This is a genomic window from Candidatus Tumulicola sp. (assembly GCA_036490475.1).
GTDB lineage: Bacteria > Vulcanimicrobiota > Vulcanimicrobiia > Vulcanimicrobiales > Vulcanimicrobiaceae > Tumulicola.
In genome coordinates this window covers 737,046-762,242 of record DASXDT010000006.1, presented here as the reverse complement: position 1 = coordinate 762,242, position 25,197 = coordinate 737,046, and the positions used below count along the sequence as shown (strand labels likewise).

The 25,197-nt window shown below is 53.2% G+C and carries 16 protein-coding genes; 6 read left to right on the top strand and 10 right to left on the bottom strand.

The window, feature by feature from the left end:
• Window positions 1-201: 201 nt before the first annotated feature.
• Together VGF98_11060 and VGF98_11055 are read right to left on the bottom strand one after the other, a co-directional pair.
• On the bottom strand, window positions 202-2,886 hold the full coding sequence (locus VGF98_11060) for an HD domain-containing protein (GenBank protein ID HEY1682167.1): 2,685 nt from the start codon (window positions 2,884-2,886) through the stop codon (window positions 202-204).
• Window positions 2,887-2,896: 10 nt separating this feature from the next.
• Window positions 2,897-3,280 (bottom strand): hypothetical protein, encoded by a 384-nt coding sequence (locus VGF98_11055; GenBank protein HEY1682166.1) that lies wholly within the window; start codon window positions 3,278-3,280, stop codon window positions 2,897-2,899.
• 184 nt (window positions 3,281-3,464) lie between these two features.
• Here VGF98_11055 and VGF98_11050 point away from each other — a divergent pair, with 184 nt between their 5' ends.
• Window positions 3,465-3,929, top strand: coding sequence for a helix-turn-helix transcriptional regulator (locus tag VGF98_11050; GenBank protein ID HEY1682165.1), 465 nt, complete (start codon window positions 3,465-3,467; stop codon window positions 3,927-3,929).
• A 3,014-nt stretch (window positions 3,930-6,943) separates the two neighbouring features.
• Here the strand turns inward: VGF98_11050 and VGF98_11045 are convergent.
• The 4 genes from VGF98_11045 to VGF98_11030 all read right to left on the bottom strand — a co-directional run bounded on the left by VGF98_11045 (window position 6,944) and on the right by VGF98_11030 (window position 11,586).
• Window positions 6,944-7,630, bottom strand: coding sequence for a hypothetical protein (locus VGF98_11045; GenBank protein ID HEY1682164.1), 687 nt, complete (start codon window positions 7,628-7,630; stop codon window positions 6,944-6,946).
• A 930-nt stretch (window positions 7,631-8,560) separates the two neighbouring features.
• Entirely contained in the window at window positions 8,561-9,178 is a 618-nt protein-coding gene (locus tag VGF98_11040) for a hypothetical protein (protein HEY1682163.1), read from the bottom strand.
• An 85-nt stretch (window positions 9,179-9,263) separates the two neighbouring features.
• Complete coding sequence (locus VGF98_11035; protein HEY1682162.1) at window positions 9,264-10,073, bottom strand: hypothetical protein; 810 nt, start codon at window positions 10,071-10,073, stop codon at window positions 9,264-9,266.
• A gap of 982 nt (window positions 10,074-11,055) precedes the next feature.
• Window positions 11,056-11,586: a hypothetical protein gene (locus VGF98_11030; GenBank protein ID HEY1682161.1), complete on the bottom strand. Its 531-nt coding sequence runs from the start codon at window positions 11,584-11,586 to the stop codon at window positions 11,056-11,058.
• A 1,384-nt stretch (window positions 11,587-12,970) separates the two neighbouring features.
• On the opposite strand from VGF98_11030, the gene VGF98_11025 reads away from it, so the two are divergent.
• On the top strand, window positions 12,971-14,509 hold the full coding sequence (locus VGF98_11025; GenBank protein ID HEY1682160.1) for a helix-turn-helix transcriptional regulator: 1,539 nt from the start codon (window positions 12,971-12,973) through the stop codon (window positions 14,507-14,509).
• A gap of 317 nt (window positions 14,510-14,826) precedes the next feature.
• Here the strand turns inward: VGF98_11025 and VGF98_11020 are convergent, their stop codons facing one another.
• Window positions 14,827-15,798 (bottom strand): HNH endonuclease, encoded by a 972-nt coding sequence (locus VGF98_11020; protein HEY1682159.1) that lies wholly within the window; start codon window positions 15,796-15,798, stop codon window positions 14,827-14,829.
• Window positions 15,799-16,945: 1,147 nt separating this feature from the next.
• Between VGF98_11020 and VGF98_11015 the strand changes: the two genes are divergently transcribed.
• The 4 genes from VGF98_11015 to VGF98_11000 all read left to right on the top strand — a co-directional run bounded on the left by VGF98_11015 (window position 16,946) and on the right by VGF98_11000 (window position 21,064).
• Window positions 16,946-18,067 (top strand): site-specific DNA-methyltransferase, encoded by a 1,122-nt coding sequence (locus VGF98_11015; protein ID HEY1682158.1) that lies wholly within the window; start codon window positions 16,946-16,948, stop codon window positions 18,065-18,067.
• Between the two features lie 197 nt (window positions 18,068-18,264).
• Entirely contained in the window at window positions 18,265-18,804 is a 540-nt protein-coding gene (locus VGF98_11010) for a hypothetical protein (protein HEY1682157.1), read from the top strand.
• Window positions 18,801-19,871 (top strand): AAA family ATPase, encoded by a 1,071-nt coding sequence (locus tag VGF98_11005; GenBank protein HEY1682156.1) that lies wholly within the window; start codon window positions 18,801-18,803, stop codon window positions 19,869-19,871. The genes VGF98_11010 and VGF98_11005 overlap by 4 nt, the downstream gene beginning before the upstream one ends.
• Window positions 19,872-20,344: 473 nt before the next feature.
• Window positions 20,345-21,064 (top strand): hypothetical protein, encoded by a 720-nt coding sequence (locus VGF98_11000; GenBank protein ID HEY1682155.1) that lies wholly within the window; start codon window positions 20,345-20,347, stop codon window positions 21,062-21,064.
• A 20-nt stretch (window positions 21,065-21,084) separates the two neighbouring features.
• Here VGF98_11000 and VGF98_10995 read toward each other — a convergent pair whose 3' ends face one another.
• The 3 genes from VGF98_10995 to VGF98_10985 form a co-directional block, all read right to left on the bottom strand.
• Window positions 21,085-22,077, bottom strand: coding sequence for an HNH endonuclease (locus VGF98_10995; GenBank protein ID HEY1682154.1), 993 nt, complete (start codon window positions 22,075-22,077; stop codon window positions 21,085-21,087).
• Between the two features lie 181 nt (window positions 22,078-22,258).
• On the bottom strand, window positions 22,259-24,124 hold the full coding sequence (locus VGF98_10990) for an AAA family ATPase (protein HEY1682153.1): 1,866 nt from the start codon (window positions 24,122-24,124) through the stop codon (window positions 22,259-22,261).
• Window positions 24,106-24,918 carry a PHP domain-containing protein gene (locus VGF98_10985; protein HEY1682152.1) on the bottom strand — a complete coding sequence of 271 codons (813 nt, stop codon included), beginning with the start codon at window positions 24,916-24,918 and terminating at the stop codon, window positions 24,106-24,108. Before VGF98_10985 ends, VGF98_10990 begins: the two co-directional genes overlap by 19 nt.
• Between the last annotated feature and the right edge of the window lie 279 nt (window positions 24,919-25,197).

Sequence of the window (25,197 nt, the reverse complement as noted above, 5' to 3'; positions counted from 1 at the left end):
TCATGGTACGCATCGAACTATTTCGTCGTGGAGCCGTAAGGCCAGGTTTGGCCGGCAACGGGTGCGGACTCGCAGTAGCACCCTAATGACGTTAATTTGCAAGTACGAAAGACCTGGTGCCGATCTACAAGCAATCGATCGAATGTTTAGGATCTAGCTACATGGACTTTCCTAGCAAGAACCTTTAACATAGACGCAGCGTCAGACTATTGCCGGGCGGCGACGGCGTTTGAATAGCGGCATCCAAGGGTCGGCCGCTTGAACTGTGCCGCTCCAGAGTGCGCTTAGTGTGGATGATGGCGTGTTGTAATAAAAAACATTGAGATCAGCTTTGTTACCGTATCCAAGTGCTCGTCCACGCTTCTTTTCAGGAGTCCAGTCTTCATCAGCGAGAGCCTTCATTCCAGCGTCGAAAAATATGTCTCTCGCTCGAGAAGCGTCTGCGGAGCGTTCAAAAATATTGGAGACTAATCTAAAACAGTCATAGTCACGGGGCTCAGCGATGTATCCGGCCACATCGAGCCCGGTGTATTCTTTCATTGTATCACGCAATGCGCGCAGGCCCGGCCGACGACCGGCGACAAATAAACAGGTGATGTTAGATGCTTCAATTTTTGCGCGCACGTCCGGACTAAGCGGCTCAAAGTGTCTTTCGTGAACGATCCATTCATTCGGCGGCGCGTCGTACCACTGCATAACGGCGGTGCGGCTTTGCCCACCTGAGCCTATGAAATCGTCAAACAGAACTAGCGGAACTGCTGGATCGATTTCACCAGGGGAGCCTAGTATTTTCAGATCGATCGTTAAATCGCGCAGATCGTGCATCAAATACTGGAGATGACCTGCGCTTGTCGTCGGTCCCCCAAGCGCTAGAAGCTGCATTGATGTACAGGTGCAATCTTCGAAAAATACTTTGAAACCGTCCGCTACTCTTTGCCTCGTCCAAAATTGCACGTTGCGTAGAACCCGGATAACCAACGGAATATCATCACGGGGAAACTGCACGAGCCAGTTTACGATGTACGCTGCGTCTATGCGCGGACCATCGAACGGTTCATAACTTCGAAATTGTTCGCCTAGGAATTCAATATCCGATTGATATGTCTTTTCTACATCATGAGCTAGAACCATCGGAGTGTCCTGCTTTAAACCGGCGGATACATGAACCGCTGGCACATCGATATTTTGACCGCGGACGATTTCGGCAAATTCATTCAGCCTATTGGCGTCCATCTTTGTCAGCGTCAGTTGCCGATCTTCCATCTCGACGCCCGACAGGTCCTTAATTACCGAACGTGCGGCTAAGTGAACTGCGTACACATGCTCAGGGGGACAATAGACGTAGCCAATGCTCTTGTCAGCTTCGTATGCCTCGGCCCAGCGATCCACCCGAGCAACTTCGGCATATAGTCGCACACCGGTGCTTTCGTTTCCTACGAGGAAACGAGTTTTTTCCGTTATCCCCTGAGGATCCGGTAAATCGACAATTATCAGTTCTTCAATAAGGGAGTCGGATAACGATGCTTTTCCGGCTGCGATGAGATATTGTTTGGCACGTTCCGTAATAAGTGATCTGAACTTCGTGGTGTTGGCATTGCGTTCGCGCGTTACAAATGGTAACAATCTTCGCCAGACCATCACAGGGGTCGCGCTGTCGATCAAGTTTGGACCAAAGGCAATGGCCCGAGCGATGTCGTGCCGATCTGAAATTCTTCGTACCAAGTCCTTAGCTAAAGCCAATTTGTCTTTGTCAGTACAACCTTGCGTCGGCCATTTTGCTTCCAAAAAATCGGCATCGCTCAGTTCTAGATACGTTACGGGAGACTGGAAGGTGGGAACGCAGTCGATAAGTACATCAAGTGCCGCTTCGGCGAGGCCTTCGAAAGCCCGAATCTTCTGGTGATGATATAGTTTGTCATATAAGAGCACGCGGCTGACAACGAGCTCTTCGGCAGCAATCCCGCCCCGTTCGTCCATGGCCATCATGTAAATCGACTGATTTGGCGGCAGGCCAGCGAACTCGGCCCAGGGGCGGCCTTGTTCGCTACTTGTTGATATTGCAACGGTTTGCAGCTTTTGGAGTAGGCGCTCGACATCGACGGGCATTGGTAACCCCGCTAGAACGCAATCACGTGTCATATAATCGAGTTTGTCCGCGTCCACGGCCCCTGAGATTATCTCGCCTAGGAAAGGACGAGATGAATTCAAGTTTCCACCAACGATTAAATGAGCAATGTGATCTGCGAGGTTCTCCGCATCAGGCCAGGTTGGGATGTTGGCGAGTTCCAGGATTTCCGTGAACTCCGGCAATAGGATTATCAAGCTGGCTAGAAGCTCTGCGAATGCGGGCAGCTTTCTAGTGGAGAAATAAACCCTCGCTTCGGCTCTCGCGTCCTCGGCCGATCCGCTGTGGGGAAGCGCGGATATCCGAGACATTGCGCGTTCAGAAACGTGGCTTAAAAAACCGTGCCCGATATCGTGTAATAGCCCAGCTAATCGTAGCAAAGCTTCATCGCGCGGAAGTAGAGGATTGATACCTCGACCTTCTGAGCGAGCGTTATGATTGATTGAATCGATCATTCGTTGCGTTTGATAAAGCACTCCGACACTATGTTCGAATCGCGTATAACCCGCTCCAGGATAAACGAGTCGGGCTAGTCCTAGCTGACAAACACTTCGCAGCCGTTGGAGCGGATATGTGTCGAGGATGATGCCTTCCCACGGCTCCAGGCGAACGGTTTTCCAAATCGCGTCGTTGATGATTTTTGGCCTTGTCGGCCTCGGCTTGGTATGCCGCTGTCGTTCAGAATATTCGCGTAGTCGGGGGCCGAAAAACGCCTGCAGATCAGCGGATAAGCCGCCCAGAATGGGAGGGAGCGGCCTCAATTTCGAAATGTCACGACGCAGCGCAACTAATGTTCTCCACAAAGCGCTTCGCGAGCGCCTTCAACTTTTCTCCATCAGGAGTCGCACGAAGAAGCTGTTGCGCTTGCTCGGGGCTCAGCCTAATCTCCACATCCTGATAGCTCGGATTGGGAAAGCCAATCAGCAAATCTCTCTGTGCGCGGGTGAGGGCACGTTCGAACCACGGGCTTACCGCGTAAAGCGGATCATAGTCAATCGCTAGGGCATCACGATCGACGAAGTCGCCCTCTGGAGCCTTAAGGGCACTCCAGAAGGCACGATTGAGGACCACCCGGCCGCCCGTAAGGCGAAGACGAAGAAGCGCCACTCCGGCCAAGAAGCCGGCAAAAAACTCGTCACTACCCACTGAAGCCATTTTGGGAACCTCTCTACTAAAAATCAATCGAACATATGTTCGTGTGGCCAGCAAGGTCTCCCCGGTCCAACCCGGCCGCACTACTGTATTCTAAATAGTACTTATAGAAGTAACATTACTAGTATAAGTGATGTCGCATATACTTGACAAGCCTGCCACGGCGTGCGAAGCTGAGTTGACCTGGATGGATTTTGTAAGCGCGGCGATTCATGAAAACGATCCCGACTTGGTCTTTCTCTGTCGCGCATTGGCGGACGATCGAATTCCCGAATCTAAAGATGGGCTACTTCGGGATATTCAGATCGAGTATCGAACCGGAAATTTCAGCGTCGCCTTCACGAAACTTCGGCAGTTTCTTGATGCCCGGGGTCTAAATACGGGAAGGTGGGAACCCGATCGCGGCGCGTTTCAAGTTCTACGTCGAGCGAAGGTTACGCAAGGAGCATTGGCGTCAGCTATTGGCGTTTCGCAGTCCGCCGTTTCACAGTTCGAGAAGGGACGCACAACTTTGAGCCTTGCAAGGCTCTTGCTCGCGGCAGCCTTTTTCGAAGTTCAACCGAACGCGATCATTATTACCTTGCGCGGCAAAGCTAACCAGGCAGAGGTCGTGCGGATAGATGTTCGTGGCGCGTCTTCTCTCAAGTCATGAAGCCTGCTTCGAATCAACTTACCGTTTCAACTAGTTTGCTCCATAGTTAGTAACAAATAACCTTGTAACTCCGATCGTCGACGGCCGGTCGCAGCCCACCTGTGATTTGCTGCCTCAGACGTGTCTTGAACTGCACGTTGCAAAATGCATTTGCCGAAGCGCAGATCATAACGAAGCGCGACTATTCTAGTTTGCTGTTTTCTAACAAATTCTTGCTGCAACGTATTTCGTTTAGTCCATCCGGAACGGGCAAACGGACAAAGCAGTTGAGATAGATGTTTCCGGCGTCATCCGTGCCGTTTAGTGGTATCTCGTTGAAGTCTGACACAGAAAGTCTCCGTAGGTGTGGAGCGGCACGATGACTTCGCGTACGCCCCTTAGCGCTTGAGTACTCGAGTTATAACTGGCGACGCAAGAACCATTGACGGCCCTTTGCCGAAACGTTTGCACGCTGTTCCGTAACATTTCGATCCGATACTCGGCGATCGGCAATCATATCGTCCGTCAGGGAATCTAACCCAGCGTCAAACCCTGCGCTTCCATTGAAGCGTGAAGTTGCGTATAAGGTGCGGCCGGAGCTCAATGAAGCTCCACACGAACCAAATACGACGGCATGGCCACCTCTTTCTCGGCCGATGTTCGGTGGTGATTGTCAGACGAGTTACTTCAAGTCGCGATGTGTTATTCCGGCTCTTGAGGTGCGGGCTAACCATCCTTGTAGCTGCGCGGTCCGCGGGTCGAAGGTGGCGTCTACTCGACCACTTTGCGCGAGCGCTCGTTCATAGGATCTACGTATTCACTATGTACACCGCGAAAGAGCGATCATAGGTTTTACCGCATTGCTGGACGCGAGACGCCAACGAACCAGGAGAACGTCTCATAAGGGATCCTGGAGGCTAGGGGAACCATCCTTAGCATTTTTGCGAAGCTTTACACGACATCGACGTTGGCGGCCACTCCAAATGTAAAGCCAAACAATATCGTCGCAAAGCGTATCAGCAACGGCTGTTCGAACTACTCAAGCGACAATACGAGCATCGCTCGATCGTTAGTCGCATCAAAAACCTTCCCGAATTGAATGCTGCTCTTGGAGACAGCACCATGGCCCAAGAAACTCTGACGCGTTGAGATACCCTTCCGTTAAAATATTTAGAAGCTGCCGCGCGTCCCTATCGGCAATGGGCCTAGACGTACCTAAGACGCAATAAACGGTCGCGCCGGGATGCGGCTCCTAGGCACTTGCGACGAGGTAAGGACGAAGCCTTTTCTCGAATTTCAAGACGCTCTCGGAAGTGAGTTACGAGAGCGTCTCAAGGCAACATCCTGGTAACCGTCGACGTAGTCCCTCAGAGGCATCGAACGGTCGAGCACGTCGGCGCGGAGTACGTTGGCCGTTAGAACGGAGCCATATAAAGCTGCTTTGGGTTGCTGATGTTCGTCGTGGATCCTTTTATGACCGCTGTCGGCGTGGCGTTTCCGGTTGCTCCGGGTGAGAATATGCGTATCGAGTCGTCGTTCGGCACTGATACGTAAATATTTCCCGAGCTGTCTGTAGCAACGCCCGTCGGATGCGCGACGCTAGTAATATCTTGGACTGGAGTCGCATTGCCCGAAGCGGTGCTGTTGAAGACTAGCACGTTCCCACCATAGTCGGATACAAGAAGTCTTCCCATCCCGGACGTGCTCTGGTCGATCCACACTTCGGTTGGTTGAACAATAAGAGTGTGGGGGCCCGATATAACCTTACTGGGATAAGCGTTGCCCGTAGCGCTAGATGCGAACTCTTCCACGTTGCCGGGATTAGTAGAGGGATAAGCGTTATCATTCGCAACGTACACATTGCCTGAGGCGTCAAAAGCTAGGCTGTCGGGTCCAAATAGGCCGGTGTGGGATCCGCCGATCGTTCTTATGTATGTAAAGCCGCTAGACCGAACGGTTATCGAAGTGTCTTCGGAGGGCGCGTACCAGCCGTTCCAAATGTCGCCGCTAGAATCAACAGCTACACCGAGTGGAAGTCCTTCAGAGCCAGGAGTCGCTTGCGGCGCCACATTTCCGGTTGCGCCCGTTGCGTACTTGTACAACCGAATATGCGGGTCGCTGAAGTTACTCGAGAAGATGTGCCCGGACGGTCCGACTGACACTGACTTTAGTGCGGCGGTTATGTCCGTGCTTGAACCATGTATATCTTGGTATGGCGACTGGGCCGTACTCGTCGTCGGGATGCCGAAAGACAAGATCGATTTATTACCCTGGCTAGCCACGACTAATAGTTGGCCGAAAGTAGCGTGGCGAAGTGACTTCGTTGCTGCTCCTTGAGTCGAGGGATTCGAATTTGCGAAACCATTGGAGGCGGCGCAAGCGCACAGAGTTGATGCCACAACAACTGCGGTTGACGCAAGAAAGATACGCATTTTAAGGGCTCCTAACTTATTTCGGCAAGTATGTCAATGGTATCGCTCAAGGTTGAAAAGGACAATAGCCAATCAGGCGCTAGTAAATAGGGTTAGCTTATGACTAATCGGTTGTTTGTGCACTTCGACGAGCTGAGGAAGCACTCAGGTCAGAAGTTTGACTTACCGTGCAAGTCGAAGATTGGTTTCTAACCGCGTGCGAGATGTTGATTAGGAAAACGCTTTTTAGCGGTATTGTGGTTCGACTTGCCAATACGAACGTCGTTTGCATGCACCATGTCGGCGAGTGAGTTCGTCAAGTGAGATGCGCATCGCATTTAAGGACGGCGACATGCTCCGTCAAGTGACTTCGGGCATGTTGGGTCTTCTTAAGTTTTGCGCTTGGGAAACTCCACCGTGATCTCGGTCCATTCCAGGACATACTCAAAACGCCCATGCAGCACAGTTGTGTTCATAGATCACCAGCCGGGACACAATCTAACGGTGGCCTAGAAAGACGCTTTCGGAAACGCACTTCCGGGAGCGTCTTCTAGGTCATCAAGCCGGCAAACTGTCGGCACCTCTTCGGCGCACGCCTATAAGGCGTCGAAAGCGGTTAACCGTTCAGAAGGGAGCCATGTAAAGTTGTTTCGGGTTGCTAATGTTCGTCGAGGATCCTTTTATAACTGTTGTCGGCGTAGCGTTTCCGGTTGCTCCGGGTGAGAATACGCGTATCGAGTTATCGTTTGGCACTGATACGTAAATATTTCCTGAGCTGTCTGTAGTAACGCCCGTCGGATGCGCGACGCTAGTGATATCTTGGACTGGAGTCGCATTGCCCGATGCGGTACTGCCGAATACTAACACGTTCCCGTCATAATCGGACACCAGAAGTCTTCCCATCCCGGTGGTGCTCTGGTCGACCCAAACTTCTGTTGGTTGAACAATAAGAGTGTGCGATCCCGATATAACTTTACTGGGGTAAGCGTTGCCCGTAGCGCTAGATGCGAACTCTTCTACGTTGCCGGAGACGGTGGAAGGATAGGGATAATCATTCGCGACGTACACGTTGCCGGAAGCATCAAAAGCCAGGCTGTAAGGTCCAACTAGGCCTGTATGCGCTCCACCAATTGTTTTTATGTAAGCAAAACTGCTCGACTGGACGGATATCGAATCGTATTCTGACGGCGCGTACCAGCCATTCCAAATATTGCCACCGGAATCAACAGCTACGCCAAGGGGGAATCCTTCGGCATCAGGGGTCGCCTGAGGAGAAACATTTCCGCTGGCGCCAGTCGCGTACTTGTACAACCGTAAACCGGAGTCTCCGAAGTTGCTTGAAAAAATGTGCCCGGAAGGTCCAACTGACACTGAAGTTAGCGTTGTGGTTATGTCCGTGCTTGACCCATGTATATCTTGGTACGGCGACTGGGCCGTACTCGTCGTCGGGATGCCGAACGATAAGATCGACTTGTTGCCTTGGCTCGCCACAACTAACAGTTGGCTGAAAGTAGCGTGACGAAGTGACTTGACCGCCGCCTCATGAGTCGTGGGGTTCGAAGTTGTGACGTCACTCGAGGCAGCGCATGAGCAGAGGGTTATCGCGGCAACTGCCGCAGCCGATCCGAATAAGAGACGCATTTAGATGCTCCTCAGTTTTAGTCTTGTAGGTAGAGTTTAACATTATCCCCGGCGCTTGAAAAGAACAATAGCCAATTAAAAGCTAGCAAGGATACTAAGCTTGAAAAGAGTCGCTTGCTTGCTAGCTAGCTGCTTGGGGAATAAATGTCGACCGTCCAGCCCGGTTCGGAGTCGTCATAAAGGTTTGGGAATTAGGTAAATCTTACGAGATCGCCCCCGACTCGCCGGCGAGTTTTGGAGTGTTGCTACGACGAAGTCGGCCGGCCTCGTGTCGACGGACCAGCCTTCCGTCGTCATGCGCATGCATCGGCCTGTTCTATCGAAATAGGATGAACGGAGTGCCAATCTCGTACGAACGCTTATAGTAAGATGCTACTCGGTGATCCCAACGGAAATCGAAAGCGATATACCAGGACAACCCGTGACTACGGGCGACGACGAAAACAGACCCTCTAAAGAGAAATCCGGTCGGCGTGTAGTCTCCTGTTGTGACCCGTCGCCGCAGGTAGGTGGGCCAATTTGTGGGCCACGGACCCAGTTAGGCTGACCGACCCAAACTAAACTTGCTACCCATCCACCTATCAGTGGCATAACTCATGGCTACCCGTCAGGCGCAAAATCCATAAACCGCCCGACGATGGCCGCAACCGCGCCGCCCAAAGAATGGCCGGTAAAGAAAATGTGATCTATCTTCCGCCCGCCATATCGCTGCAATATTTCCTTGCAGATACCTCCACTGATGCGCATCGCCCCGCGACCGAAGCCCGCGTGGACTCGGCCATGCGCAGAACTAAACGCAAAGGACGGGGAACAAGGGCGGTACGCGGTCGCCAGCCTAAGGCAACAAAAAAGGTTGGTCGACCAGTCGGCAAATGTGTGTTCCGTTCCGCGGAACGCGATGAACAACTCGCTTCTCACGAGCGTTCCGACGGCGATTACTCCCTGGCTAACAACCACAAATGGCGCGGGCAGGTCGATGTCGATACTTTGAAAGATCGTGGCCACGTCTACGGCGGAACCCTTTGCTGCGAGCCTCTGATAAGAATCACAAGGAACGAATTTAACACGCCTTTGGTGATCAATTTCGTTTTGGGGAATGTGCTCATACGCTAGCGCCGGGAATAAAGCGCAAACATACCACAGGATTTGCTTTTCGTGCGGCGATGTCGCTCGGCGATTCATAAGGTCATGGATCTCACGCAAGGCAAAATCTGACACGGACGTCCTCTCCTTTTTGTCGATTTTTTTAACACACCGCCAATCTTCTCGAACTGAAGCGCGGTTCTAGCTGCCTATGCGCACTTCACTTCAAGCGCTTCTTGCCACTTAGCGCGCGACTCACGACAAGCCCAGCGGGGTACTCGACGCCTGTAATTGCACCGACCTTCTTCCCGCCTGCTGGATAGTCGTAGATGTTAACAATTCCAGTTCCCGAAGGCCCGTCAGCCGGCGTACTAAACGCTGGCGCGATCAATCTCCCATCGTCAATAAAGAAGCCGGTAATATCGTACGACTTCTCCAACGTAACCTTCGCTTTCAGTGTACCAGCGTTTCCGGAGATCGCAAACTGATAGATGATATCTTGAGAAGGGTCCGCGATGTCGAGATACTTACCGTCCCAAACGATTCCACCTGAAAATGGACTCGTGAACGCTTGTTTGAGCGTAATGGGGACGAATTGCTTTGTTCCCTTGGGTAACTCGAGCGATGCGAACTTGTCACCCGACTGCGCCCCCACATAGGTTGATACAAGGAATTTGCCGCTGCTGTCGTAGGCACAATACGTTAGAAGCGCATATCCTTTCGGTAAGGAGATAAGCGACGGCGTTCCCTTCGCGTTCTTGAAGAATGCGACTTGCGGAGTAGGTTGTTGATACGTCACCGCTGGGGGGATGGCCGGCACCGCAAGCGTTCCTGCCGATTGATCCACTGCGCAATTCTCAACGGTGCCTGGTATGCCGCCGAGGATTGCGATCGGCGTCGTCCCGCCATGCGCATATTCAACCACAGCACCGTGGCCTTCACCCGCCTCAGCGGGCGCGAATACGTCTTGCGCAGCGTCAACGCACACGCCTTCGGCATTGCGCGGGGTAGCTAAGACTCCGACGAGCATAGTTCGGCGGTTCGTACGAATAGACAGTGAGGCCGCCTATATCCGGATCAGCGATATACAGCAAATCCTTTCCGGAAGCTGCATGCTCCATCCATGAACTGCGTTTGTAATCGGCTGTTTTCAATGCTTTTGGCACAAACGTTGGTGTCGATGAACCGGCCGTGCCGCAGCCAGAAACCCCAATCGTGGCGAGAGCAAGACCAACAAGCTTCGTAATACGCATAATGCCTCCTAAGAAGAACTTGCCGGTCGAAATATCGCGCCAGCTTGGCGCCTTTCCCCTTCGTTTAGCATGGAGAATGTTCCGCCGCCAAAAATATTAACCGCCCATGACTCCTTTTTATTCGATGTTGGTCCTCAGCCAACGCAGCCCTGACGTGAGACGCGCATCTTATGATTTTATCCTGAAGCGCGGCAGCGTTACCGTATGAAGCAGGCGCGCGCCGTGGCGGACGTGGAGGTCATAATGATAAGTCCGCGTGGCTTCCAGCGCCGCACGCAGCGAATCCAGTTGTGCGGGCGTGTCCCCGTCTTCCCAAGTCCGAACGTCCCTCGTATTTGTAACGCCCGCGATCGCCGCAACTAGCTGTGCACTGAATGCTTCTACAAGCTCGTGCACAACCACGGTCGGACTCACTTCCACAACTTGATCGAGCGCTAAGGGACCTTAGAAAGGCCCTCGCTGTTTGAATTATGCAACGTTGCTTCGCTCACTTTCGTGGCGTGTGAGTGGTCTTTTAGCGCCGAGGAACAACCTTGATGAGATGATCCGCGAGTAGCGGGGAGGAAGTACGAAATTGCGCTCACGGAAATCAGTAATCGCGCGACGCGATCAAGCCGAAATCCGATCCTCGCGTTGTGCTGGTCGAACAATCCTGATTGCTGACCACTTCAAGGTTACAGTTGAACGGGCTCTCGACCTTACTCCTTCGAAACATTACGTTAAACGCCGCACCAACCCGGGTGGGTACGTCAACGCAACTCATTTGTGGGAATTATTGCAAAGCTCGATATACTTACTTAGGACGTCTGCCCCATAACCGTGAGTCGTGGTGATATCTGCGTCTGTTCCGCCAGTCAACGCCAATTCTACAGCATGCCATCCTGCGTTGTACGCACACGCTGCCGCAAACGCCAGTTGACCGCGGCACGATTGGTTAAACGCCTTTGAATCGTTGATCTGAGCGAGTTGTGCGTTCCTGAGATCGCTCACAATAAAGTAGTTGGCGGCCACATAAAGGTTATCGCTCGGCACCATGAGACGATATTTTCCATAGGTCGGATCTTCCGAGTTGTCCCAAATCACATCGCTCGTTATCTGAGCGAGGCCAACACCGCAACCCGGACCACGCGATTTCCCAGTCTGGAAAATATTTTGGCCGCCAGTCTCGCGCCATACGATCGTGGCGAGGAAGCATGATGGTATCTTCGCCTGCGCGGCGGCGTACTGGATATCGTTCTGATAGCGCATCAAGTCTGGATGCGTCGAATCGTCAAACGGCACAAAGTCCATTATTGCCCTCCCTTATCGAATGCGTGTAACTACCGATTTAAGATGTACCGGGAGCAGTCGCAGCTTCGGCTTCTTCGCAGCGTTCTACATCCTCACGATGTTTCGCTCTAGGAGCATCGTGGATGAGTTGTAAGAATTTAACTGCTAAGAACGGCTTCCGAACCATGCAGTTTTAACGAGAACTCGTGTCGGTTCTATGGTGCCTGAAAGGCGAGCAAAGAGTCGCGCTTTGTTCCTCTACGGGGATCAGGCTCAGCCAGGTGATCCACGAGACTCGGTTTGGAATTTTTATCGTGCGTATTCCCACTGGCAGTCAGCAGTGTGCGTCGGGGGAAAAGCCTTGTCTTTCTCTACGTGAGCTTTCACGTCCGGGTGTTGCTTACAGTAAATCGCGCCCGACTTCCAGGCTTTGTCCCCAGGTGTGTAACCCATCTGATCTTCTCCTACAGCGAAAGTGGTCTTAGCTTGATCTAGACTGGCTCCTCCTGATGGGCCGCAGTCGACAAGCATTCTTGCGTTCTTTGAATACGAGGGAACCGTAACTCGCTTTCCGCCGTGAATCGGGCGCTCAGCCAAATTGTGATTTGACGATGTAAGCCCTTCACCGATAAGCCAACCAGCACCGACCGCTCCCGGATATTGCCGCAGCTAAGGTACTTCGCCGACAATTCAGACTACTAATGGAACCCGACGCAACGAACCGGATTCGGCCCGGGCCATCGGTCTCGTCGTGTAAGTTGTGACTTCCCTACCGGCCTCTGCCGTTTAGTGGCATCGTCAAGACCGCAGAGGTTACTTGGTCGGCGCACCTCCACGGATCGCAATTTATCAGCTTCTTGACGCGCCGAAGCGCGCACCGTCAAAACTCTGCACTTTGAACGGCTGAGGCGCCTTTTTACCAAGACTAGGGCGCGCCTGTGCGGCCCTACGGGCCTGCTCAAACCACCCAGGCCTAAGAGAAACTAGCTAGAACAGGTCGGAACCATCTACTAGTCAGGTCAGGCTATGACCTGCGAAAGGTTGCTCCTGTGAAGACGCTTAGTAAGGCGGCGCTTTTGGCGTTGCTAGCTTTCTCTATTTCGGGTTGCGCGTCTCAAGGCGTTCTACCCTCGGCCCACCCGAGTGCTGCCCATCAAAACGATTCGGGCGGAGCGATGACCGGTGACGATTCGGGCGGCGCCATGACCGGTGACGGTTCGGCCCGCGCTACAACCCGCGACGTGGCTGGCCCATCGACAAAGATCGGAACAGCCAACGCCACCTCTCTGAGAAGAGCCACGAGAACACATATGGTAGAGCCCCACCACACGAAATCGCATCGCAAGGTCTGATCGCCGCGAAAGGATGGCGGGACTATGCGCCCGCCGTCCTAATCTCTGTTTGGATGGCGCGCACGGGCAGGAAGATCGCCAATGGCGACTGGTTCTCTCAAATGAAGGAGCATTTCCAGCGGGGGCGCTTTAGGGCATCGGCGCAATACTATGATGACGCTATTCGAGAAGGGCAGCGCCCGGAGGTAGACGCCATACTGCTACGGGCTCGCCTCTTCCTCAAAACGGATAATGAAAAGCTGACGTCCTTCCTGCTCAGGTCAAAGCTGGTCAATCCAAGCGAGATTCAAATTGCCCGGCGAGCATTGTATTTAGGGACAAGTTACACGCGCTTGGGCGACTTCGCCGAAGCTGACAAATACTTCGCTGATGCGAAGGCTGCAATGAAGACTGGCGCGATAAGGGCAGAGCTCGCAGCCCATTTGACAAGGCGCTACCTCGCACAGCGCGACATTGAGTCCGCGCAGGAATGGCAACGAGAAAGCCTGGTTGATCGAAGCTTAGTCGGTAAAGTTCGCAGCGAGCACCTGCAGTCCTATATTTTCGCTCGCACAGAAGCGTACAAAGACCAGGCACTCAGTCTAGTCCGCGTACTGGATCTGATTGGGGAAAAACGAGAGAATTTTGTTGAAGACTATTGCGTCGCTACATACACGTTATCCGTTCTTGCTCGTGAGCTTCCTGTCCCGAGTTTGGCTCGCCGCGCGAAGAGCGAGATCGATTCTGCATTCGCATGGCCCGAAGACTTCAAAACATATCGATTTCAAGCCCTCAAGGGTGTAGCGTGGTGCCAGGCTCTCAGCGGGGACGAACTCAGTTGCCTACGCTATCTTCGCCTGGCAGGTCATATTGCACCGCATCCTGTCTGGCAAGTCGTTCTATTTTGTGATAGGGCCTATTTTGCATCCATCGTTGGCGAGGAGCGCTGGGCTGCAAATGAGTTTAGCGCCGCAGAAGAGCTTGCCGATTCTATCGAATGGCAACAAACTTCGGGAGAGGAGCGAGTCGCCTTGCTGCTACTCGCAGAGCTTGCCGCATCACAAGCACCAAAACGCGCGCCCTACTATTTGGCTCGATTTAATGAGTTGGGCCGATTGCGTAGCCATCTTCAACACCTGGCATTCGATGAACGCTTAACAGCAATGGTGGCCTATGCATCAGGTGTCGTGAGCGCAAGCGCAGGTGACATTCCAAAAGCCCAAGAGCATCTGCGGTCAGCTTGGTCGACGTTCGACCGCATCAGTTACGATGTTCGAGCGGCTCGCGCTGCGATAGCCTTATACAGAGCGACCGATAAAGCAAGATGGTTACATTTGGCCGAAGATAAGCTAGAAAACTATGGTCACTCGTGGCTGTTGAAGACGTTGATTGCTTCGTCTTCTGCTGTCGGATCAAAGAAAATCGAGCTTCCTAAGATGCAGAACCAGGTTGTACAACTCGTATGTCGAGGTTTGTCAACAGATTTGATAGCCGCGCACCTTAATATTAGTCGCAATACCGTCCTGAATCACTTGAAGGCTGTCTATAAGAAACTTGGCGTCAACTCTAGAGAGGCTTTGGTCGTCAAGGTGATGAGCGACGGATTGATCTGAACAGATCGGGGTCTCACTTCCGAAGTCTTTTTTCAATCGGGATGAACCGATAACGAACTCTTTCCGTGGTAAAACATAAACGTAAAGGGATACAACCTCGGAACGAACGAGGCTAGCATCCGATACGCTCAAATCGACATGGGCGTTGGTCTGCTTCTTGAGTTGCACGGGCGTACACCGCATACTCCAGCACGACAATGAACAGAAGGTTGATCTCGCATCCTCAACACCGACTCATATACAGGAGCTTAGAAACTACCGATGTCGTCGATGATATATGCTCCGAGTAGGCTTCGATCAGATCGCAAACCTACGGTTTAGAAAAGCTCATTCGACGCGAGTTCTCGAAAAGTGCCGCCGACCGCGTCCATAATAATTGCCGAGAACTTCCGGACCGTGTAGCGGCCCGGCTCATTCGTGACAAGTACGCCGATGCTAAAGATATCAAAAAGCTGAAGCTCGACCGTAAAGCAGGCAACGGCATTTACTAAGTAAATTACGTGGGCCGCAGATCGTGTGGCAGGTGCGACACGAACTGGACGAATCTCTCCTGCCTGAATAGCGCCCCTTATAAGAATCGATTCGTCCCCTCTCAAGTGACGCCGCATGCGATCTGCTTCGGGGTCGGATAGCCAATCGTCGCCGAGCCAGTACCATGCGGCCTCGTATGCGGCCTTGAACAGCGACGCTGCGAAGCCCCTATTCACGGTCTTGCGCTCCACACGCACCGTAATCGGTCGCTCGAAGACGGAGACTTGGCTAAATAGCTTTTCAGCGGCCGCTTCGATAATTTCGTTATTAAATTGGAAGCCCCGCTCTTCCAGAGCGCGCGTTAGTCGTCGCGTGATAAGTTCTACCGCTTCAATTTCGGGAATCACGTCGATCACGAAGGTTTCAGGCCGTATGGCGACCAGCACTCCCTCGCCGTCTCCATCCGATATATCGAATTCGATGTTCGGAATTGATCTTGCCTTGATCTTGCCGGCGACATCCCGACGCAATATCATTTTGTGATACGGCGCGTCGACGACACTGACTGGATGGCGAGGCAGCACTTCACTCGGATTAACTGGAACTCGGCCGGAATTGCCGGCAAGGCCAAGTTGGGCTCTCCGCGCAGCTACGCTTGTCACCCTTGTCAGCAGCGCATCGTGTGTGTAACCGAACTCGTTATCGCACTTTTCACACACGCGATCAATAGCCCACGAACCTCCGACAGAAAGCGGGATAGGGTGTTCGCCAGCACCGGAACGTGCTGGTCGCTCTTGAATACAGAAGATGCAAAGCATATCGTCGTTTCCTCGGGATAGGGTATGTCCCTTAAGTATTAGGGCCGCAAAGATCCCGATCGGAATGTCGACCTCAAACGATTGATAACCAGCGTAGTATCTCGCTGAGATCCACGGTCACTACAGCAAAAACAAGGCGGGTTCCGCAGAGCATTCATGTGCCTTCTGCGCCCCGACGTGGCGATCCACTAGCGAAGCGCGGGCGTTGCGCTCAGGCCGCTTCGACCTCCCGTGATCAGCGCACCTCGTCACAGCCGGTCAGATTGTAGAGTGCAACACACGGGCCACGCTGGCGAGCAAGCCGTTGTCAGGATCTTCCTGAGAAGCCGACGATGAGCGCCTAATCTGCTGGCACGCACCTGTGGGTTGGCTCCGAAGCTTCGTCGCAGTCCAGGTCGAACGCAACTTTCTAATTACTTGCGAACTGAGTCTCGCACATTCCCGCTCCGGTATGGAACGTAGGTGGCCTGTCCTCATTGAATGGTTTCGATCGCCAGACCTATTGCGATGCAGACGAGCAGAATGAGTTCTCCTGCGCATGTCTTTCGGTAGCTCTGGCCCTCAGCGCGACTTCATTGTAGACCCGCAACTAGAACCAGCGGTCGGACTCGGGACACCTGGTGCTCCTGGAGCGCTCAGGACGTTCCGAACCACCTACGACTCGGCTAGTTTGGGGCCTTGCCGCCCTCCAGGGCCTTGTCGGCTCGCTTTCGCTCATCTGGTGTCATCTCGCGCCCCTTGGAAATGGCGTAGGCAATATTTCGAGAGAAGCCGGCTCGCCGACGAAATTCCGCAATCGTCAAGCCGGCTGTCTCTATTCGGTTGCGGAGCGCGGAGGCTCTTCCCTCATGTTCTGCGTCCCGGTAGGTCAAGCTGCTCTTCATGGCCCTCTAGCAACGAGCCACACTGGGTTGATTCCTCCCAGAGGGGTTCTTGTAATACAAGAAACCCTGAGCTATACTCGTTTCAGCCGAAGCCTGCTAGGAGAACAATGGGCAGACCGAAGTCCCCCGCCCCTAGGATCTCGATCGCCAACGTCCGCCTAACGTCAACTGAGCGCTCCCAAATGGAAGCCGAGTATCGAACCTTGGGGTTCGAGTCACTCAGCCAGTACGTGCGTTACCTTCACGTCGCGTACAGGCAGAGTATGTCAGCAGAAAATGCGCAAAGGAAAAAAGCCGATTCCCGTTACGGGCGGCCGCGTCAGTTCCACCACACACCGAGCGGGACTATGTACCTGGGTGATTCACTGGGGTTGATGCATCACACGCTCGCCCCGAATTCTGTGAACTTAATTATGACCTCGCCCCCATTCGGCTTGGTGCGAAAAAAATCGTATGGGAATGAGGACGCGGATGCATACTTGCAATGGTTCCGCCCATTTGCTGAAGGCTTTAACCGAGTACTTGCTCCAAAAGGAAGCTTGGTCATAGATATTGGCGGATCGTGGAAGCCCGGTATCCCCGCCAGATCGCTCTATCACTTCGAATTGTTGATCATGCTCTGCAGAGAGTACGGCTTTCATTTGTGTCAGGAGCACTACTGGTGGAACCCGGCCAAACTTCCCACGCCTGCGGAGTGGGTGAACATCCGTCGCGTACGCGTCAAGGATGCGATCAATACCGTTTGGTGGTTGAGCAAAACGCCGTGGCCGAAAGCAAGCAATAAGCGCGTTCTTGCTCCGTACTCCGAAGCCATGGAATACCTCTTGAAAAACGGTTATAAGGCGAAATTGCGTCCGTCCGGGCACGACATTTCCGAGAACTTTTCGAAACGAAATGCCGGATCTGTTCCGCCGAACTTACTCGCAGTAGCAAACACCGAATCTAACGGTCGTTATCAGGCATATTGCAAGCAACACGGCATCCAGCCTCACCCCGCACGCTATCCCGCAGCGCTCCCTGAATACTTCATCCGAATGCTAACCGATCCGGGGGACACCGTGTTAGATCCATTCGCCGGTTCGTGTGTAACCGGCGAGGTTGCGGAAACTCTAAAGCGCCGCTGGCTCTGCTGCGAACTCGAGCAAACATATTTGGAGGGTGCGCGTGGCCGGTTCCTCAGCGACGGCACACCGGAGCGACCGACGCCGGTCAAGTACGCGATCCATCAACCCTGCGCTCTCCCGTTAGATTCTGGCAGAGACGAGCCGTTGCCGGCCGACGGTGGCGCTCGGCGGCCTCAGCGATATGTTGCTGAAGAACATTGTGAAACTCAAGAGAGCGCTGGTGTGAGTCGGCTCGTTCGATCGACACCAACCTTCGCCTGAGTGGCTAGTTTCTCGCTTCTTCCCGGCGAAGGCGCCGTCGAAGGAGGTGCTGTCTTTTGCCAGATGTGGAGTCCGTAGCAGCAGCACGGAAAAAGGTCGGAGCTGCGCTAACTGCCTTGCTCAACGACATTTCTGACCGGCAGATTAGCCAGGCAGGCTCGAAGAAGACGCGCGAGCAGCTTCCCGAAATCAGCACAATGACTGGCAATTGGAAACCGGATGGCGTCGATGGTAAGCCGCTCGCATGGCTCGTGCACTTTCATTTTAACGCGAGTAGCGGATCCTGGAAAGCCGTTCTACCAAATGCAACGCATGCCAAACGCCTAACAGGCACCTACAACACTAAAAGTCCGCTGCAAGGCGTTTTGTGCCGCATTATCCCTGTGGTGCGGATAGAATCCGCGGCAAGTAGCGTTCGATTCGAGGCTCACCCGTACTGGGAGTGGGGACTCGCGTTTGTCTTTCCTGGATTGGCGCTTTTCGTCGAACGCGGAAGCTCGGGCGCCACAATTGATTTCGACCCGAGAACCGGTCGCCTCGAAAGCACCATTGACGGTCGCGCCGTCGCGCAGCCCTATGTCACCGCGTCGCTTTTTGAACTTACCCCCGATAGCGACGTCTGGAAGGTCGATAGCGGACAGTTGACATACGGCGACGCGACGAAGGCTCTAACACAGTTGATTAACATTACTCCTGTGGTAACGACACCGGCCGGCGAAGAGAAGAACGAAGAATGAGTACTGTTCCCGTCTACCAAGCCGACGATCCGGCATCATTGGCCGCAGCGGTTGAAGCGAGCCGGACAGCACTGGTAGAATATAACGCTTCGAAGGCGGCCGAGCCGCTGCTACTACACACCATCGCGAAAAGTTCGACTCTGATAGGAATTGACGAGGCCGTCTATCGTCAAGTTGAAGCCGCCATTAAATCGGGGAAGCGCCACCTGATGCTGTACGGGCCTCCTGGCACAGGGAAAACACAACTCGCCTCGGAGATTGCCGCGCAGGTCAGCTCGAACGGATTTACACTCGTAACAGGCTCGGCAGACTGGACCTCGCAGGATCTCATCGGCGGATATCAACCAATCGGCGACGGAAAAATCTCTTTCATCCCCGGCATCATGCTACGCTCCTTCGATCGCCCAATCATCATTGATGAGTTGAATCGTTGCGATATCGATAAAGTGCTTGGCCCAATGTTCACTGTGCTCTCGGGCCACACAACAACTCTTCCTTATCGCGTCGACGTTGCGAATAGGGACTCGGAACAATACCAAATCTTCGGGACCTTTCAGCCTGGGTACGCGGAACCAAAGTATTCTCCGGGACCCGAGTGGCGGATTCTTGCTACGATTAACACGATCGACAAGGCCTCGCTCTACCAGATGAGCTACGCATTGAGTCGTCGCTTCGCTTGGATTTTCATCGACGTGCCGATCGATCTCAATGGATTCTTGTTTGAATTTATAACGAAGCGCAAAAATAAAACATTGACCGGCGGGAATCTTCCTCTAGGAACGATCTTGCAATCAGTAAATTCCATTCGCCCGATTGGCTCAGCACCGTTTATCGACATCATAAATCACTGCCTGGTCGTAGACGCTAATTTCGATTTTTCTGCGGCACCTGACACCGGAACGTCGCAAAGTTACCTGGACGCATTCATGATAAATGTCATGCCAATGCTCGATGGAATCTTGCAGGATGAGATTCGCAAGGTGGCTGATGCAGTGATCGAACAATTAGACCTTGAGCCGGGCACCGCCAGCCGGTTCAAACAACAGATGATTTCCATCGGGTTGTGAGTGACCCTTTAGCGAGTTATTTAACTCGCATTCTCCTGAGGTATTTCCGGAACGGTTCTCCACAAAATGTTACGAATCCGACCGTCCACGAATCGGACCGCGACCTACTATTACTACAATGGTCGATATCGAAACCAGTATATGATCTTTGCCTTCACCTCGCACACAACAAGCACGAAGTAGGGACCGTGCTTCACTCAGAAACCCTAGTCAATCGAGGAGGCATTCGCGGCTCAGTACGCGCCACGCAGACGCTAGTGTTACAGGCACGAACTGGTGACGATGGAATGTTTGTTTGCGACGAACCCTATCGATCGACTTATACTGGGCCGAATCGCGTACTTTTATGGACCCTTAAATACGCTGTACAGTTGGCGCGGCGATTCCGTTTTATTCTCCCGACCGCCGGCACGTACTTTACACTAACGATGGAGCGACTCCGGCTATTAGAAACCGTGCGACATCTCCTACCGTTGGCCGACGTAGCGACGATACCCAGTCCTGGCGACATTCGTGCCGCGCGCTCTTCACGTCGACAACTGTATCGTAAGGCAGCCCTGGCCTATGACCATCTTCGTGCAATCGAGCGCCTTGGCGAAGACGCAATCCGCGATCTGCTTGCCGATGCATTGATCGGCCCCATGGAACGTTGGCGGCAGTTTGAACTAGCTCTTGCGCTTGCAATGGCGGGCGCAATAGCCGAGCGTATCGATACTGATCTCTCCTTGAAAAACATCTTGCCAGGGACTGCAGACGCCATAATTGAGGTCGGCCCGTACGCGGTGCGTTGGCAGCAAGCCGGACCCGATTTTGCACCGCCGACGCTGACCGACTGGGAACAGCGCGAGTTTGATATCCTCCGCGAATACGGCATCTCGACCGGCTATGATCGACCAGACGTTGTAGTCTTTGACCGACGTTCTAATCTTGTCGTAGCAATAGGAGAAGCGAAATACTTTGAGGACGACGACTGGAGGGACCGCGTTCGAGGTGCGACTGCGCAAGTTATACTGTACGCTCGGGCTTACGAGAAGCGACAGAGCGTCGAGGAACTGATCGGGCGATCCCTCATTGCAGTGTGGTCCGTCGAATCAGAGTCACCGAAACCTCTATCAATGCTCTCACCGACAATAACGACATTCGAGGGCATTTGCGACGGCCTCCGCTCTTGGGCCGCGAGGGCTATCACCTAAAACGCGCAGGAGAAACAGCTTCATTGCTTCCAGTTTCGCGATCCGAGTCCAAGTTGAAGGCAAGATGGGTCAGGACGGTCCGCTTTGTTGTACGGAAGCGCAATGGACGACCGCAAGTTTGCCTTGAACATGTCGAGCCCCCCCGATCGCGCAATTCCATGAAGGTACGAGCTTTGGTTACTGCTTATTTCAATAGAATAGTCCGGCTTTATCCCGAGCAAACCAGCATCGTAAGCTTTATGGTGCAGCGTACAAAGCGCCAAACCGTTGCGAGTGTCGTCGCTTCCGAGCGGAGCCCCGACGGGCACAATGTGAGCGGCATCCAGAAGGTCCATCTGAATATCGCAGACGCAGCACGCGTGTTGGTACGCAATCATGATTCGGTTACTGAAGTCGAAACTCCGTATGGAACGAACCACCGTAGTCGCCGCTTTTGCGCGAGGCTTCAGAATGACTGATGACGGGTTTCCCACTAGGGCAGTCATCGCGTTCAGTTGTTGTACGCCATTTGTTCCGGCAACGACCGCATGGATGGAGTGCGCTTCCACTAAGTACGACGCCATAACATCCCGCCTCAGAACGATCGCGCTCTCGCTCGTGCGAGCCTTTGTAAACGCGCAAAAACCGTCCGCATTCGCACTATCAAGTAGACTCTGGCGGGTTTGAATCGCAGGCGATCGACCAAATTTGCCTCTGCGATGATTCGCGTCGGCAGCCAGGTAAACCCGCAACGGTTCGTAATATCCAAGGACTATCGTGCGGACGCCACTTTCGAATACGAATTGATTACCTGAAACGCCGGTAAGTTGAAACTTATAGTCGCCACGAGCAAGGTCATGCGTGAGATGCCAAATATAAACGCGTACGCTTGCTGATGTGCTTCCCAGTGAAACAGAGAACACTTGTGGCCACTCGTCTACCGGTGATAGCAGCAGCATGGACCCGCCACTCGCAGTGACATCCAACCTCAAGCGTTCGTAAAGATCGGCCTTACCTGACTCAAGCTTTGTCATGAATCTACGTACGGTACCGTCTCCATTGTAGCCTGCCCTTATAACTTCGAACGAATCGAGGCGAAGAGTTTCTTGTGGCTCTCGTCCTTTTCGCTGAGCGATGACTATCCATGAATCGCCAATTAATACGTGGGTTACCAGTCGAGTTCGTGGACTTGCCGGGAATGCGGTCGGACCCTACTCAATATCCGTATTTAACTCGGCGCGTGTCGAATGCGTCACGCCCCCCTTCCAAGACCTGTCCGACCAAATCACGAACGCTGGGCAAGTCAATCGAACCAACTGTCTCTATCGGTATCGCCGCGTGTCCAGAGCCCGCTTCTCCTTCAGGAAATAAGCCTGCTATGAGTTCGGCATCCGCCAAAACTGGAATATTTGCGTTGTGCGTGGCAAATACAAACTGACGGCTTTTCTTGGACAGCCGTAGCTCTCGGACGATGGACTCGCTGATAAACGCGTTGTCTAAATCATCTTCTGGCTGGTCGATGACGAGCGGAGCGTTTGTCCCTATTAGCAAAAGTAGCAGTACAGCGGTAGCGCGCTGACCAGTCGAGAGATGATCAATCAAGCGCCATTGAACGCTTCCTTGCGGCGGCCCTACGTTGAGGAGAACTTCGGTGTTGTGAGACGATTCGATCTCCTGTAGTTCTAGCTTGAAGGACAGATCAGCAGACCCCAGTTTTTCGGCCTGCGCTTCAGAAATGTTTGGATATCGCTCCCGAATAGCGCTCCGCCCATCCAGTACACTTCGCGAGAACTCCCTTAGCGAAAATTGGTCGGAGCCGATCACTTCCTTGGTTTCCTTCGTTCGACCGCCAAGTTTTTCAATCCGACGGATAAGCGGCGCCTTGTCGGCCTGAAACAGCACCCTAACCCACAGTCGACCGTTCAACCGCTTAGAGAGACGTTTAGCAGCGCTGTCGTACAGCGCAAACTGTTGTCGTTGGACATCATCCCACTGAGCGAGTAACTCGCGTCGGTCTTCCTGGGACTTCTGCAGCAGCGATTTAGTCGCAGCCAACTCGGCGTTGAGCGGCCTAAGCTCTTGCAACTTGGCCTGCAGCGCGATGTAATCGGTTCCATCAATGTTGTCCTCTTGCAAATCCCGAAGGATCGCAGCATATTCCTCCGCATTTGCTTCTGATCGCAACTTCCATTGCGCCGCCGCCAATTCGAGTCGAGCGTCAGCAGCGCTTAGAACACTACCGATGCCCTCTGCTAGTGTAACCAAGCTCGAAGAAAGGTCGAGCAACGTAGCTTCAACTTCTTCTAGTCCCGCATCAAGACCGCCCTGTTCGCGTGCTGTCTGATTGACAAACCCGGAATCTAAGGGCAATCGAGACTTCAGGTCACGCTGCATTTGCATTATCGGCTCGATGAGCTTCTTTGCTCGTTTTATTGTTGCTTCTTCTTGGACGAGACGTGTTTTGGCGTGAAGTTTAGACTGAACGTTCATTTCCTCGAATCTTTCGATCTTAAGTTCGAGAGCGGGCAGTGCCGAGAGACGTTCCGTTAGAGTATCGATGCGGGAAGAAAGTCCAACTATCGCGTTCCTATTGCTTTCCAATTGCTTTTGCGAATTGATGCGAGAGACGGCTAGATTCTCGTCTTTCTCTACGAATCGTCTCAGCAGATCAGTCATCTGACTACCCGACTTTGCGATCTCTCCAATCTCGTGCTGTCCATAGACCTGAATGCCTTCGAATACCGCGCTAGGTTTTACGTCTAGCGTCTTACCCGAATCGTCACGCACAATAGGTGGTTCCGGTACGGTTCTTTCTATCGTGAACACTTTTGGTGACGGCGTGTGTGTCTTCAGGTAAAGCGTCACCTTCGCTCCATTTCCAAGAACGTAGCGTTGAACATTGCTCGCGACCTTCTTAGCATCTTCGCTTAAGGGCTGAAGATCCAGTGCATAGCGGATACTCTCGATGACCGTGGACTTCCCGCTCCCTCGACCTCCGATTAGAACATTCATCGCATCGTTGAGATGGAGCCGGACGCCGTCAAGAAAACCTCCTATCCATTCTATACCGATGAGTTCCATTCTCGCTCCGGGGGAACGTCGCTGCTCAGTAGAACCCTGGATTCAGGATCTAGGAATGCCTGACGTAATGCGGCAAGCGAAAATGCAGACATTTTTATCAGGCTCGTCGATTCGGGTAGTTTGAACTGCTCCGGCGACCAGACATCATTGCAGTGCAAAATCGCGACGGGCCGCGGTCGGTCATACGCGGGGTCTACATTGCTGATTATGTCCCGGTATTTGGCGTCTATATCTACAACTGGGCAGTGTATGCCGACGGCCTCGAGATTCGTATCTCTCCAAAGCGCGGCTCGGCTACGGCCACCGGCGTATAATAAACCTTTCTTCATGATGGCATGCGGGGCAATAGCAACCCCTTCGTGCTGTCGAATAGTCGATAATAATGCATGTGATTCAAGATCGCACGGATTGTTGCGAGCTCGGTCGCCATCGACGATGCCACAGCTGCCGAGAATACGATCAAGAACATTGATGTCTTTGCTTGCGTCAAACAGGGCTAGAAAATGAATTCCATCTTTAGACTCAAGCTCAAAACCGTTAAAGGCGTGGATGCCGGCTTCCCGAGCCGCATTCGACAGAGTGATGGAAGACTTTACATTTTGATGGTCCGTTACTGCGATCGCCGCGATGCCTGCGGCCGCCATAGCCTCAACCATAGCCCGATTGTAATCTGTCTCGTTTTCAAACGGCGTCGGCTTCTGTTCGCTCTGAACATAATGGTACGGATTCACCTGGAGTGCGCACTTGTAGAACCGCGCTCCATTTGGTAAGTTCAGCAGCGACTGAAAGGTCATTTGACTTTAGCCCTCCCTTTTTTTGTAGAGCATTCGAGGCAGGTTCGCGGTTATTAGCCCTATCACGTCTGATGACCTGGGGGCTATGTCGCGCTCGTTGCGAGCGCCTTTGCCCCCCAAACGCACCCACGGTTGCCGTCCAGCGATTTTCATCATTCTACGCTACGACCGCGACGGCGTCAGGCACCAATGTCGAGCGAAATACCCTGAGCTTTGGAGCGCGACGGTGACACTTAACTCGCCTCTCATCGTCGATCAACGACCTAGGCGGAACGACCG